At 72.9% G+C, this 13274-nt stretch carries 12 protein-coding genes and 1 pseudogene; 6 read left to right on the top strand and 7 right to left on the bottom strand.

What is annotated here, in order from left to right:
- Positions 1-177: 177 nt before the first annotated feature.
- A complete protein-coding gene (locus tag ACMXN5_RS36765; protein WP_439679229.1) occupies positions 178-1485 on the bottom strand; it encodes a sensor histidine kinase in 1308 nt (435 codons plus the stop codon).
- A 301-nt stretch (positions 1486-1786) separates the two neighbouring features.
- On the opposite strand from ACMXN5_RS36765, the gene ACMXN5_RS36760 reads away from it, so the two are divergent.
- The gene (locus tag ACMXN5_RS36760; RefSeq protein ID WP_439679228.1) at positions 1787-2440 is read left to right on the top strand and encodes a hypothetical protein; all 654 of its coding nucleotides are present in this window, start codon (positions 1787-1789) and stop codon (positions 2438-2440) included.
- A 462-nt stretch (positions 2441-2902) separates the two neighbouring features.
- Here ACMXN5_RS36760 and ACMXN5_RS36755 read toward each other — a convergent pair whose 3' ends face one another.
- Positions 2903-4396: an amidohydrolase family protein gene (locus tag ACMXN5_RS36755; protein WP_439679227.1), complete on the bottom strand. Its 1494-nt coding sequence runs from the start codon at positions 4394-4396 to the stop codon at positions 2903-2905.
- 192 nt (positions 4397-4588) lie between these two features.
- On the opposite strand from ACMXN5_RS36755, the pseudogene ACMXN5_RS36750 reads away from it, so the two are divergent.
- Together ACMXN5_RS36750 and lnt are read left to right on the top strand one after the other, a co-directional pair.
- A pseudogene (locus tag ACMXN5_RS36750) lies at positions 4589-4912 on the top strand (ArsR/SmtB family transcription factor); the annotation flags it as partial.
- 453 nt (positions 4913-5365) lie between these two features.
- Positions 5366-7045: an apolipoprotein N-acyltransferase gene (lnt, locus tag ACMXN5_RS36745; protein WP_439679226.1), complete on the top strand. Its 1680-nt coding sequence runs from the start codon at positions 5366-5368 to the stop codon at positions 7043-7045.
- An 82-nt stretch (positions 7046-7127) separates the two neighbouring features.
- On the opposite strand, the gene ACMXN5_RS36740 is transcribed toward lnt, so the two are convergent.
- Positions 7128-8567, bottom strand: a complete 1440-nt coding sequence (locus ACMXN5_RS36740) for a lamin tail domain-containing protein (RefSeq protein ID WP_439679225.1) — start codon at positions 8565-8567, stop codon at positions 7128-7130.
- Positions 8568-9015: 448 nt separating this feature from the next.
- Between ACMXN5_RS36740 and casB the strand changes: the two genes are divergently transcribed.
- Together casB and ACMXN5_RS36730 are read left to right on the top strand one after the other, a co-directional pair.
- Positions 9016-9597 carry a type I-E CRISPR-associated protein Cse2/CasB gene (casB, locus tag ACMXN5_RS36735; RefSeq protein WP_439679224.1) on the top strand — a complete coding sequence of 194 codons (582 nt, stop codon included), beginning with the start codon at positions 9016-9018 and terminating at the stop codon, positions 9595-9597.
- 93 nt (positions 9598-9690) lie between these two features.
- Complete coding sequence (locus tag ACMXN5_RS36730) at positions 9691-10239, top strand: macro domain-containing protein (protein ID WP_439679223.1); 549 nt, start codon at positions 9691-9693, stop codon at positions 10237-10239.
- Here ACMXN5_RS36730 and ACMXN5_RS36725 read toward each other — a convergent pair.
- From ACMXN5_RS36725 to ACMXN5_RS36710, 4 genes are all read right to left on the bottom strand, one after another.
- Entirely contained in the window at positions 10236-10991 is a 756-nt protein-coding gene (locus ACMXN5_RS36725) for a hypothetical protein (protein WP_439679222.1), read from the bottom strand. The two genes, ACMXN5_RS36730 and ACMXN5_RS36725, sit on opposite strands and share 4 nt — an antisense overlap.
- A 120-nt stretch (positions 10992-11111) precedes the next feature.
- The gene (locus ACMXN5_RS36720) at positions 11112-11348 is read right to left on the bottom strand and encodes a hypothetical protein (protein ID WP_439679221.1); all 237 of its coding nucleotides are present in this window, start codon (positions 11346-11348) and stop codon (positions 11112-11114) included.
- On the bottom strand, positions 11345-12007 hold the full coding sequence (locus tag ACMXN5_RS36715) for a DUF3105 domain-containing protein (protein ID WP_439679220.1): 663 nt from the start codon (positions 12005-12007) through the stop codon (positions 11345-11347). The genes ACMXN5_RS36720 and ACMXN5_RS36715 overlap by 4 nt, the downstream gene beginning before the upstream one ends.
- Positions 12008-12262: 255 nt before the next feature.
- Positions 12263-12628, bottom strand: coding sequence for a hypothetical protein (locus tag ACMXN5_RS36710; RefSeq protein WP_439679219.1), 366 nt, complete (start codon positions 12626-12628; stop codon positions 12263-12265).
- Positions 12629-12877: 249 nt separating this feature from the next.
- Between ACMXN5_RS36710 and ACMXN5_RS36705 the strand changes: the two genes are divergently transcribed.
- A complete protein-coding gene (locus ACMXN5_RS36705) occupies positions 12878-13234 on the top strand; it encodes an ArsR/SmtB family transcription factor (RefSeq protein ID WP_439679218.1) in 357 nt (118 codons plus the stop codon).
- Positions 13235-13274 lie beyond the last annotated feature (40 nt).

The following is a 13274-nucleotide window of genomic DNA, read 5'->3' as shown; positions in this document are numbered from 1 at the left end:
ATGCGCACGACGGTAGGCAACCGGCGCGTGTCCGAGCGTCAAACGCTCGGTGGGGATCCGGGGAGTACCAGGGGTGCAGAGGTGCGCCGCGACGGTCAACCAGCGTGGTAGGCAAGCTCGGGCGTTCCGGACGTATCCGTCGCGCTCGCGGCGTTTCGGCGTCCCGATTGCGCCCGTTCAGCCGCGCCAGTCGGGGCCCTTCGACGGCAGCGGCACGCTGGCGAACACCCGGAATCCGCCGCCCGGGCACGGGCCGACCTCCAGCGTCCCGCCGTGCAGCGCCACCCGCTCCCGCATGCCCGTCAGGCCGTAGCCGCCGACCACGCCGGTCGCGGGGATGCTGCCCGCGCCGTCGTCGACCACCTCGATCAGGACACGATCGGGCAGATGCCGCACCTCGACGCACGTGCGCGCGTTGCCCGCGTGTTTGCGGGTGTTGGTCAGCGCCTCCTGGACGATCCGATACAGCGTCAGACCCGTGGCCGGGGGCAGCGGTTCACGCTCGCCGTGCTCGCGGTACTCCACCGGGAGGCCGGCCGCGCGGGACTCGGTGATCAGTGCGTCGATGTCGTCCATCCCGGGCTGGGGTTCGGAAGGCGCCTGCTCGGGGCCGTCGTCGCTGCGCAGTACGCCGAGCAATTGGCGCATCTCGCGCAGCGCGGCGCGCCCGGACGACTCCAGGGTGAACAGCGCCTCCCGGGCAGTGTCGGGGTCGCGTTCGAGGGTGGCCCGGGCGCCGCCGGACATCAGGTACATCGTGGTGATGTGGTGCGCGACGATGTCGTGCAACTCCCGGGCGATCCGCCGGCGCTCCTCGGTGACGGCCCGATCGGCGAGCAACTGCCGGTTGAGCGCGACCTGGCCCTGCCACTTGGCGGTGCCGAGCCCGACGCCGACGATCAGGAGGGTGGCCAGCAGGTCGGCGCCGACCATCGGGACGAATGTGTCGGAGTCGTACGAGTCGCGCAGCACCTGGACCGCCAGCGCACCGCAACCGGCGATCCAGAGGTCGCGGGTACTGCCGAAGCGGGCCACGGTATACAGCGCGACCAGAAGGGCGCCGCCGTAGGAGTGTGTGGTCGCGGTGGTCACCACGACAAGGCAGGTCTGGGTGGCGACGACCGCGGCGAGCACGCGCATCGGATGCCGGCGCCGCGCGGGCAGGATCGCGGCGGCCACCAGGGCCAGCGCGATGCCGACCGGTACGCGCCGGGGTTCCATGCCCTCGTCCGGGAGGAGGTAGGCGAGGGTGTCGATCGCGCCGGCGGCCAGCGATACGAGCAGGTTGGCGCGGTACCGCACCAGGAAGGCGATCGCGCGGTTGGCTCGGAGCCGTTGCCAGGCGGCGGCGCCGGGCTTCGGCACGGTGCGCCGGCGGTGCGCGGGTGCGCGCGGATCGCGCCTCGCGGCACCCTCCGTCGCGCGCGGCGGGGCGGCGGCGGGGGCCTGCGCGGGGGCCGCCACCAGGCCGTGATCGGACCCCATGCTCGGGTCTCCTTCGATTGTGCAGGTGGACGGTGAGCGGGGTGGGCGGGGGTCGGGGGCGGCTCGGGGCGTGCCGCGGGGCGAGTGCCGCGCGGGTGCCGGAGCGCGAGTATGGAGCGTCCGTTCCATTTCACCGCCTTCGGCGGCCCCGGCGGGCCGTTCGGCAGACGATCTCGACCCGGGACCCGGGTCCGGCGTCGATGCCCGACCGGGACCGAGGTCCGGGGTCGGGGTCATCCTTGAGGTCGACGGGGGCGTCGTTTCGGTGTCCGCCGAAGTGTTTCCGGGCCACGATGGCGGCATGACGTCGCGAAACCACGCCCTGCTCACCGATCCCGCCTACACGATGCCGGTGGTACCCGACGCGGCGCCCGCGGGCGTCGCGTGGTTGCGCGCCTCGGTCGCCCGGTTCAGCGCCGGCGCCGTGCACGAGCGGCGGCGGGCCCTGGTCGTCGCCGATCTGGACCGGATCGATCCGCGAGACCTTCGGGAGCGGGCCGCGCGGGACGGCCGGGGGCCGGTCGAGGTGTTGGCCGAGGTACTCGGCCTGCCCGGCGAACTCGCCGCGAGCATCGCCGCCGACGTCGCGGTGGTGGCGACGGCGTACCAGCCGCACACCACGATCACCGCCGAGGCGGACCGGGCCGTGGCGCGCCTGGTCCGGGTATGCGGCGGCGTCGCCGACGAGGCGACCGCCAACCGCATCGGCCTGCTCGTCCAGGCATGCGACGCGACCAAGGCCCTGGTCGCCCACCTGGCCTCCGGCCGCACCGACCCCCCGGTCCCACGCACCCGCCGAGTGGCACCGGACGGCACCACGATCGAAATCGACCTCACCGAGACCCCCTACGGCCTCGGCCCACACGCCTGCCCCGCCCACACCCACGCCCAATCCCTCGCATCAGGCCTCCTCGAAGCCCCCACCCCACACCCCACCAGCCCCAACCCGACCTGACCCCCAGCGGCGCGTCAGCGCCCCCGACCCGGGCCGCCCGCGTGATCGACGCGCGCAGCGCGGAGAGCGGCGGAGCCGCAAAGTTTGGGCTGGGTGACCCGGAGCGAAGCGGAGGGGCACCCAGCCCCGAGCGAGGGGCCGCTTTTCTGCGGAGGAGCGAAGCGGAGGAGCAGAAAAGCGGTGCTTCGCGAGCCGGCGCGAAGCGCCCAAAAAGAAGCAACACTGCCGATGCGAGTCCGGCCCCCCGACACGCTCACGCTGCGGCCGGGCCCGCGCGCCTTGGCGCACGCGACTGCGGCCCCCTGTAGCGCTCACCCGCGGCCGGGGCCCGCGCGCCTCGGCGCCCACGACTCCGGCTCCCCGTCGCGCCTCACCCGCGTCCCGGGCCCGCGCACCCCCGCGCCCACGACTCCGGCCCCCGCCCCGCTCACGCCGCGAGCCGGCCCCCGCGACCCGTCGGGCTCACGCCCGCACCGGCCTCCCCGGCAGGGCATCCAGGCACAACGTCCCGTCCTGAACCACCGCTACGCCGCCGACCAGGACGTGCGCAAAGCCCAGCGACGGACGCGTGCTGTGCTCATACGTCGCCCGATCGGTCACCGTCTCCGCGTCGAACACGATCAGGTCCGCGTCGCACCCGACCTGCACTCGACCCTTGCGCCGCATCGCGGGCACGCTGTCCTGGAGGATCCGCGCGGGCCCGAAGCTGCTGCGGGAGACCGCTTCCAGGAGGGTGAGCGCGTCGAGTTCGCGGACGTAGCGGCGCAGCACCTTGGCGAACGTGCCCGAGGTGCGCGGGTGGGTGACCGCCGTCGGGGGCAGCGGCCAGGCCAGCGGGTCGGGTTCGCCGTTCGTCCAGGTCAGCGGCATCGCGTCGGAGCCGACCACGGTCGAGGGGTGGAGCAGGGCCCGGTCGATCAGGCCCTGTTCGAAGGGGTCGGCCTCGTTCAGGAAGTGCGCGATGGCCAGGCCCGCCGGGTCCTTGGCGCGTACCTCGCGCAGCCGTTCCGCGTTGGCCATGCGCTCGCCGGTGGCGGCGTAGACGATGCCGTCGGGGGTGAGGCCGGTGGCGGCCAGCAGTTCGGGGGCGAGGAAGGCGGCGCCGATGGCGGTCATGCCCGCGCCGTACGGGTACGCCTCGGTGGAGATCCGGCCGCCCTCGGCGCGGGTGTCGTCCATCAGCTGCATGACCTGGTCGCTGTGCAGCCGCGACGTCGAGGTGATGTGGCAGAAGTGCGCGTGTACGCCCGTCTCCGCCGCGGCGCGGGCGATCTCCTGCGCGCCGTCGATCACGACGTCCGGGAACTGCTCGACCAGGTCCCGGGCGTGCGTATAGGTGGGGCGGCCCGATTCGGCGGCCAGGCGGGATACGGCCAGGTACTCCTCCGGCCGGACCCGCGGCGCGTAGCCGACCACGACGCCGATTCCGAGGGCGCCGGCGGCCAGGTCGAGGCGGAGGAGTTCGAGCATCTCGTCGACCTGGGTCCCGGTGGCCTCGCCCTGCCAGGCGGGGTTGCCGAGCAGGCCGAGGGCGACGTGCATGCCGCCGCCGTGCGGGAGGCCGCCGACGGCCGCCATCCGGGCCTGGCACCACGACGCGGAGAAGCCGTAGTTGAGCGGACGGCCCTCGGCGGCGGCCTGGCGGTAGCCCTCGTCGACGGGCGAGAGGCCGGCCTCGAGATCGAGCGCGGTGGTGACGCCGTCCATGGCCTGGAGCCGGTGGCCGGCCACGTCGTGCGAGTGGCTGTGCATGTCGATGAAGCCGGGCGCGACCACGAGGCCGCGCACGTCGATGGTGCGCCGGCCGACCAGCGGGCGCGCGGACACGGCGGTGATGGTGCCGCCGGTCACCCCCACGTCGGCGAGTGCGTCGTGCCCGGTCTCGGGGTCGAGTACCCGACCACCGCGCAGCACGAGGTCGTGGATCTGGGACGGTGGCCCGGCGGTTCGCGTCATGGCCACACGCTAGGAAGCCACCGGGTGCGCGGCGTTGTCCGCAGCGCCGAAATCTCCCGCACGACTTCGTGGTCGGGTACAACGCGGGCCGAGGCGGCGGTGTGCCGGGCTCGGGGCCTGTCCGGTTGGATGGGACGGTCGAATGTTCGATTCAGTGGTTGCTTGATTCAGTGCGTGCTGTAACGTCTACGCGTGCATACGTACGAAGAGGACGGGCCGGCCGTCGTGGTGGACGCCGCCGCGCTGGCCCGGGTGGGGACCGCGCTCGCGGACGAGAGCCGACGCCGGTTGTTGCTGGCGCTGTTGGCGGCGCCCGCGTACCCGTCGGAACTGGCCGAGCGGCTGGGGCTGACCCGGGGGAACGTGTCCAACCACCTCTCACGCCTGCGGGACTGCGGGCTGGTACGCACGGTCCCGGTGGGCCGCCGAGTGCGGTACGAGCCGGCCGATCCCAAGCTGGCCCACGTCCTCGCCGACCTCGCGGCGCTTCTGCCTCCGGCGGAGGTGGAGCGGACGTCGGACGGGGCGCCGGGTCGAGACGGCTCTGATCTCTCGGATCATGCGGATCTCTCGGATCACTCGGATCACTCGGAACGCCGGGGTCGTCCGGTCGACGATGCCAACGATCCCCACGCCGCGGCGATACCCGCGGGGGTGCTCCGTGGCTGAGACGCACGATCCGAGCGCCCGCCGGGCCTTGTCCCGCCCGGGGCCATCCCGGACCGGCGCCCCCCTCGGACAGCTTCCGGGCCTGCTCGGCGTGGACGTTGTCGTGGGTCGGCTCGCCCCCTTGTTTGTTCAGATCGTTCCGCGGATCGCCCTACGCGCCGCCCCGAGTTCAGCCGAGGAGACGCCGATGTCGGTTCCGGTCGGGAAGGTTCCGTTGCCCGTGTTCGTCGGGGGATTCGACGACGGACGGCCGTTGTTCGCGGCTGCCGGTCGCTCGGAGTCTCGTGCCGGGTGGGCGGCATGACGGCGATTCGGGCTCAGGCTCAGGGTGCGGTGCAGCGGCGGTTGCGGACCTGGGCCGGGGCGATCATGGCGGCCTCCGGCGGGCTGTTGCTCGCGCTCGCGTTTCCGCCGGTCGGGTTGTGGCCCGCCGCGGCCGTCGGGCCGGCGCTGTTGTTGGCCGCCATTCGGCATCGGCGGGCCAAGGTGGCGTTCCGGCTCGGGACGCTGTTCGGGCTGACGTTCTTCATTCCGCTGCTGTGGTGGCTGACCAACCTGGGCGTACTGCCGTGGCTGGCGTTGAGCGCGGCCCAGGCGTTGTTGCTCGGGCTGCTGTGCTGCGCCGTGCCGACCTTCGCCCGGCTGCCCGGATGGCCGCTGTGGGCGGCCTGCTGGTGGGTGACCACGGAGGCGGTGCGCTCCCGCGTCCCGCTCGGCGGCTTTCCGTGGGGGCGGCTCGGCTTCAGTCAGGCGGACGCGCCGACCCTGGGCTGGGCCTCCGTGGCCGGCGCCCCCGGCGTGAGTGCCGTCGTCGCGCTGACCGCCGCCTTCCTGGCCGCGCTGCTCACCGCGCCCCGCGCGTACCGCGTCCGGTTCGGCGCGGGCCTCGTCGTGGCCGGCGCGCTCGCGTCGAGCGGGGTGTTCCTGCTGCCGAGTACGCACGGCGAGCGCACCGCGAAGGTGGCCGTCGTCCAGGGCAACGTGCCGCGCGCCCGCAACATGGAGGAGCAGGCCCGGGTCCAGCAGGTCGCGGAGAACCACATCGCCGCCACCCGCGAACTGGCCCGAGACATCAAGCTCGGCAAGGCCCCGCGGCCCGATCTGGTCCTGTGGCCCGAGAACGCCACCGACCGCGACCCGCGCACCGACGTCGGTCTGCGCGAGGGCATCTCGCTCGCCGCCCGCGAGGTCGGCGCGCCGATCGTGGTGGGCGCCATCCTCGACGCCTCCCACGACCGCATCCGCAACACGAGCCTGCTGTGGTTCCCCGACACCGGCCCGGGTCGCTACTACGCCAAGCAGCAGCTGGTGCCGTTCGGCGAGTACATCCCGCTGCGCGACCTGATCGGCGGCCTCGGCGACCTCCAGCTGATTCCGCGCGACTTCGTCGCCGGCTCCGGTCCGGTGCGCCTGGACGTCGGCCCGATCCACCTGGCCTCCTCGATCTGCTACGAGGTCGCCTACGACGGCCAGGTCCGCGGCGCGGTCCGCACCGGCGCCAACCTCCTCGCCGTACCCACCAACAACGCCACCTACATGCGCAACGGCAGCCTCGCCGAGCCGAAGCAGCAGTTGGCCATGTCCCGGCTGCGCGCCGTCGAACACGGCCGGTCGGTACTGGTCGCCTCCACCACCGGGATCAGCGCGGTCATCGCCCCCGACGGCACGATCGTGAAGTCCACGGATCCGTGGACGCGCACGGTGCTCAACGCGACCGTGCCGCTGCGCAGCGAGACCACCCTGGCCACACGCCTGGGCGAACTCCCCGAGGGCGGGCTGGTGTTGATCGCCGTGGCGACGATGGCCGAGGGAATCCGCCGCACCCGGCGCGACCGGCGCGACGCGACTCCCGCGGCGGCGACGGCCGGCGATGCCGCGCCGGTGACGGACGCCGGCGCCGACTCGGCGACCGTGCCCGCGCCCGACACCGCGTCGGTGCCCTCCGCCGCCGCCCCGGAGGGTGCGTCCGGGGAGCGCTGAACCCGCCGACGGCGCGGGGCGGGTGGTCTCTCGGTACGTCTTCGTACCGAGACCACCCGCCCCGCGCCGCGTTCCGCGCCCGCTACGGCGTGCAGTTCAGCGTGCCCGCGCGCAGTGCGTGGCCGCCGTCATTGTCGTCGTCGGACCAGACGACGGGCTTGTGGCCGGACACGCAGGCCGTCTGCGGGGCGATGGCGAAGCCCTCGTTGTTGTAGTTCGACAACCCCGTGGGGCGGTTGTACCCGGCGGTGATCGCGAACCGGCCCTGGGCGTCGATGCCGAGGGTGGTGCTGCGGCCCTGGCAGGTGTTGTCGCAGACCGCCCACAGCCGACCGCTCGCCGGCTCGAACTGCAGCTCCATTACCGCCGGGAAGCCGCTCGCGAAGGTGGCGACGCGGTGGTATCCGCCGCCGGTCCGGTCGAGCGCGTAGGCGTACACCGTGCCGTTGGCCTCCAGGCCGACGAAGAACAACCCGCTCCCGTGGTCGGGGTAGGCGGCCGGGTCGTAGGCCGCGCCGGTGTGTTCGTCCCGGAAGCCGTGTCCGGTGAGGAACGTGTCGGGGATCCAGGTGATGCCCTCCAGGCCGCTGTTGGCCTCCACCGCGGGCAGGTCGGCGGTCAGGTTCCACTCGGCGGTCGCGTTCAGTGCGCCGGCCGTGGAGGAGGTGTCGAAGCGGGCGATCTTCGGCCGGCTGACGCCGCTGTCGTCGTTGTCGCGCTCGGTGGCGACGAACAGGCCGTCGGGGGTGTAGGTCACGCCCTCCGCGTCGGGATCGCCGCTGCCGTTGCGGTAGTTCAGCGCCTTGCCCGAGGCCCAGCCGCCGGTCGGATCCGGGCGCCACTTGCCGCCGGTGTCCGGCACGAGGCGGTACAGCGTGCCCGGACCGTTCTTCACCGCCCACAACACGCCGGCGTCCTGGAAGGAGAGGCCGCTGAGGTTGGTGCCGAACACGTTGGAGCCGTCGGCGACGGTGACGGTGCTGCCGCCGGGCCAGCCGGCCCACGAGGTGGGGCACGAGTTCGGCGCGCCCTTGGTCGGCGCGACGGTGGTGGTGAACGAGCCGGTGCCGTCGGCGCAGCGGCCGTACGTCGTGGTGGCGTGCGCGGTCCACTTGTACGAGTCGACGAGGGTGGTGCCGCCGGGGCCGAACAGGCGGGCCGAGTCGGAGCTGCCGAGACCGAAGGACGACTCGACGTCGAGCGCAAGGTAGCCGCCGGCGGGCAGCGAGGTGCCGGCGGCGATCGGGTAGGTGTGCGCGTCGTCGCTGTCCTTGACGACCCACCCGGACAGGTCCGCCGCGGCCGAGCCGGTGTTGACCAACTCGACCCAGTCGCCCGGGGTGCCGCCGTTCGACTCGACCTCGTTGATCCGTACGACGGCCTGGCCGGCGGCCTGTGTCTGCGGCTGTATGTGTGCCTGTGTCTGCGGTTGTGTCTGCGGCTGTGTCTGCGCTTGTGCGGACGCCGGCGCGCCCGATAGTCCGAGGGCGACGAACGACAGTGCGGCTACGACGAGTTGCACTCTTCCAGGCAAACACTTTCGCACGATGGCCAGTCCTTTGCTCGGGGATCGGCGGCGAGCGGCGCACTCGCCTTCGGATCGAAGCATGGGGCACATCGGCGGCGGCGTGCTGAACACTTTACGAACGCCGTGCGAAGCACACCGGGCGGGCGTCCGGCGCGGCGGAGCCGGGGGCGGGCTCGGGGTGGCTTCGGGGTGGCTTGAGGGTGGCTTCGGAGCTGCGGGCCCGTCCTATGACCGTCCGTCACAAAACGGCGGCGTGGTTCGTCATAACGGTGATGGAGCGGGACCGCCCGGGCGTGGGGATGCACCCGGGCGGGCACGTCCCGGTCCGTTCCGAGTCCCTTCCCAGTCCGTTCCGATGGATGACCGCACCCGCCCGCCCCGGCGCCCGTGCGGGCGTCGACCCCGAGGAATCGATCATGCCCCTCACGACGAATCGACCACGATGACCGCGCCGCCAATTCCGCGCGTCTCCGCGTATTGGGCGCCGTGGGAGCACGCGTTGCACACGTTCCTGGCGCGGGTCCACGGCGATCGCCGGTTGCCCGCCCGATTCCTGCCGGCCGCGGTGGCCGAGCCGCCCGTGTCCGCGGTGGAGGCGATCACCGTCCACCTGCCCGTCACCCTCGAACGCCGCCTGGCCGCCCGGGCCGTGCGGCACGCGGTGGTCCTGTACGCGGTGCACCAGGGCGCCATCGCCGGCGGCCTGCACCGCCCGGACGGCACCTCGATCGGCGCCGCCTGCCGCGATCTGGCCCGACTGATCGCGCCCGACCACACCCTGGTGCAACGCCGCGAACGCACCCGCTTCGACGACGCGGTCGAGGCCGAGACCCTGGACGAACTGTCCACCCGCCTGCACCCGTTGATGGCCGAACTGGGCCGACGGCGGATCGCCCTGGACCACGTCCGCCTGGCCAAGGACCTGCTGTGGTGGGAAACCCCGGTCGGCCGCCGCTACACCCGAAACCGCTGGGAGGAGGACTTCCACGACCTGACCCCACAACTCCCGCACCTCGAGGGCTGATTACACCGCCTCGGCACGGGGACCCCCAACTCACTCGCCCACCGCCCGATGTCCCGCCCCGCCGCCCGGGGAGGCCGCCGGCATGATCGGGCCATGACTGTGATCGAGATCGTGCAGGGTGACATCACGCTCCAGGGCACGGACGCCATCGTGACCGCCGCGAACGAGTCGTTGCTGGGCGGCGGTGGTGTGGACGGGGCGATCCACCGGGCGGCGGGTCGACGGCTCGCGGCCGCGGGGGCCGAGATCGGGCCGTGCGATCCGGGCGACGCGATGGCGACGCCGGCCTTCGACCTGTATCCGCCGGTGCGCCACGTGATCCACACCGTGGGGCCGGTCTGGGAGGGCGGCGACTTCGGCGAGGCCGAGATCCTGGCCTCCTGCTACCGGCGCTGCCTTGAGGTCGCGGACGAACTGGGCGTGCGGAGTGTGGCGTTCCCGGCGATTGCGACCGGTGTGTATGGATTTCCGGCCGAGGAGGCCGCGCGGATCGCGGTTTCGACGATCGTGGGGGCGTCGAGCGCCGTCGAGCGGGTGCGGCTGGTGGCGTTCGATCGGGAAGGGCGGGACGTACTGGAGGCGGCGTTTGCCTCGGTCGGTGGGGCGTCCGCGTCCGGGCCCGCCGCCGGGCCCGCGTCCTAGATGAGTGGGCGGCGGCGGGTGGTTGTCGGCCAGGGGCGGTGGGGGAGTGGGGTGGGGTCTATCGCGAAGACGCTGCGGCCGGAGGTGGCTTCGCCGATGCCGCCGCGTTTGATGACGCGGTAGTGGATCTCGGCGCTGCTGCCCTCGCAGGCGCGTACTCGGTCCAAGGGGATCTGCGCGGAGCCGTCGCCCCGGGCCCGTTCGACGGTGAAGCGGGTCTCGAACGGCTCGACGCCGGAAGGTCGTGGGGTCCAGGTGACGACGACGGTGTCGCCGCTGTCGACCGGGACACCGTCGTACGGCACGGTGACGGTCGCGCCGCGCGCGTCGAGTCGGTCCAGGCTGATGTGTCCGTTGCTCGCCTCGGTGACGTCGGCGAAATCGAGCAACGGCGGGTATTCGCTGACGCATTCGACGACGGCGCCGGTGGGCGCCTCCAGGGTTCTGCCGTCCGGTTTGATCAGCCGGTAGGTCACCTGCACGGCCGCGCCCGCGCTCCAGCAGACCTTGGCGTGCGGGAGGGTGACGTAGACGGCGCCGACCCGCGCGACGGCGGTGTGTACCTCGAACGCCCCGACGAGGGTGGGGGATCGCGGCGCCCACGTCACCACGAGGCCGTCGCCGGGCCCGCACACCGCCGCCGGGGCGGTGATCCGTACGCTCAGGTCGCGCCGCCCGTGTCGATCGAGGTCGACACGATCGTCGACGGCGTCGCACACCTGCGGCGGTGCCAACAGCTCGCAAACGGACATGGTGAACGTCCCTTCCACGAACGAAGATCACACGTCGGCCACTTCGCAGCGTAACCAGGAAAGCATCCGGTAACACCTCGTTGCCGGAATGAAGATGCCAGGTCGAGATCTTGGGTGCGGTCAGGGCTTTGCCGGGTCGTCACACGCGTGTTCCCGTGCCTCAGGAGGGTTCGCGGGTTGGGCCGATGCCGGTGCCGGTGTTGTTGTCGACGTCGCTGTTGGCGCCGCGCGGTCGCGGGCGTCCAGCAGGGCGCGTTCGCGGCGGTCGGCGTTGAGGATCGCGCGGATGAGGTAGGTGAAGCCGAACGCGACCACCAGGAACGGGGTGAGTTCGACGATCGCGCCGAGCACCTTCACCTGTTCACCCCGCCGCTGCACGGTGCGCCGGGTTCGGGCGATTGTGGCCCCTCCCGGTACGTCTTCAGGAACTCGTCCAGACGCGGGTCGCCGACATCGGTCAGCGGCAGTTGTACGCCCCAGGCACTGGCCACCACCGGTGACGGGAGGTCCGGGACGGGACTCAGGATCACGTACGACGCCTTGGCCTTGGCCGTGAGCAGGGCGAGCTGGTCGGCGGGCAGGCCGGGGCGGTGGGTGAGCCATACCGCGCCGTGTTCGAGCGAGTGCACCGCGTTGCGGGCCGGGACGGGTTGGGCGTATGTACCGCAGTTCAGCCACGCCGGATCGTGTTGTCCCCCGACGGGCGGCACCTGTTCGTAGCGGATCTCCCGCTTGGCCTCGTGGCCCTGGGACGCGGTGTAGGTGGTGACTCCCCGGATCGGGGAGGAGATCCCGGAGGTGGCCTTCACCTCGGCGACGAGCGCGCCGCCGCTCGAACCAGCCTTGTCCGCGCGGTTGTTCGCGTCGTCGTCGCTCCGCGATACGACGATGGCCAGGGCCGCGACCACGCCGGTGGCAAGCAGGGTCACGACGCCCCTGACCGCGAGGGTTCGGCGGCGCTGCGCCCGGCGCTGCCGGTCGCGTTCGGAGGCGACACGACGGCGGGTCTCGGCCATTTTGGCGGATCGTTCGGCTTTCGACTGCTTTTTGGATGGCTTGTCGGAGTACTTGTCGGGTTGGTTCCCCGGCTGGTTTCCCGGTTGGTTCCCCGCTTGGTTCGGCTCGCTCGGCTTGTTCTTGTCGGCTGCGGACGGGTGGGTCCGGTCCTGCTGGTCCATGGGTGTCCCTCGGGCGTCTCGGTGACATCGACGACGGATCCCGCTCGCCGGGGCGCGCCGGTGTCGCGGCGCGGACGAGTCGGGTGGTCGTGGTCAGGTCCGACTGACGCACAACTCCCGGGTGTCGGGCGGATCCCGGGGGACGGTCGAGGACGGGACGACGCGGAGAGTCGCGTGCGGCGCCGTGGTGTCGAGATCGGCGGGGGTGGGGGACGATTGGGGCGGGACGAGCGGGCTGCCGGTCAGTACGGCCACGCAATGGCGGTCCCCGGGGCGGCAGTCGGCGCCGAGCGCGCCGTGCGGGGAGCCCGGATCCGGGTGTCCGGCCGGTGCGGCGGCCATCGCGGCGGGGGCGCCGAGCGCCGGGATCGGCGCGGCGGTCGCCTCGTTCGCGCCGGATGTCCCGACCGAGCCGACCGTCGCGCACGCCATGAGCAGGAGCAACAGCAACGGGATCACCCGACGAAGCCCACGGCCACGGGTGCGGCCACGGCCGCGTCCACGGGTCCGGCCGGCGAAATCCCCTGCGGAGAACCGCCCTGCGGCAGACGAACGACCCACGCGGACCCCTCCGTCCCGAATCGCGACTGCTGCTCGATCGAGCGGCCAGCCTACCTCCTACGCATCGTAGGAGATGTGGCGGCGCCCCCGTCTCGGCGGAGTCGTGGCGTTCGGTCGCGGCTCCGGGATTCGCCCTACGATGTGCGCATGAGTACGGGCGAACGACACGCAGGTGCCTCGATGACGCGGGAGTCGGCCGCCGCTGAACGCCTGGAGGTCGCCGCTTCGGTCCTGGCCCTGCTCGCGGACCGTACCCGGCTCGCCCTGCTCGACCGGCTCGGCCGGGGTGAGGCCGACGTCACGACGCTGACCCGGGACTGCGCCGCGCCGCGCCCCTCCGTCAGCCAGCACCTCGCCAAGCTGCGGCTGGCCGGCCTCGTCACGGCCCGCAAGGACGGGCGCCGCGTCGTCTATTCGCTGCGCCACGGCCATCTGCGGCGGCTGGTGGACGAGGCGCTCCAGGTGGCCGACCACACGATCGGCGAACTGCCGCCGCACGACTGACGCGTGTGGGGCCTCGGGCCTCCGGTGGGACTCGTGATGA

It is taken from the genome of Embleya australiensis, assembly GCF_051903075.1.
In the GTDB taxonomy this organism is placed as follows: domain Bacteria; phylum Actinomycetota; class Actinomycetes; order Streptomycetales; family Streptomycetaceae; genus Embleya.
The sequence above is the reverse complement of the archived record's forward strand: the minus strand, read 5'-3'. Positions and strand labels throughout refer to the sequence as shown.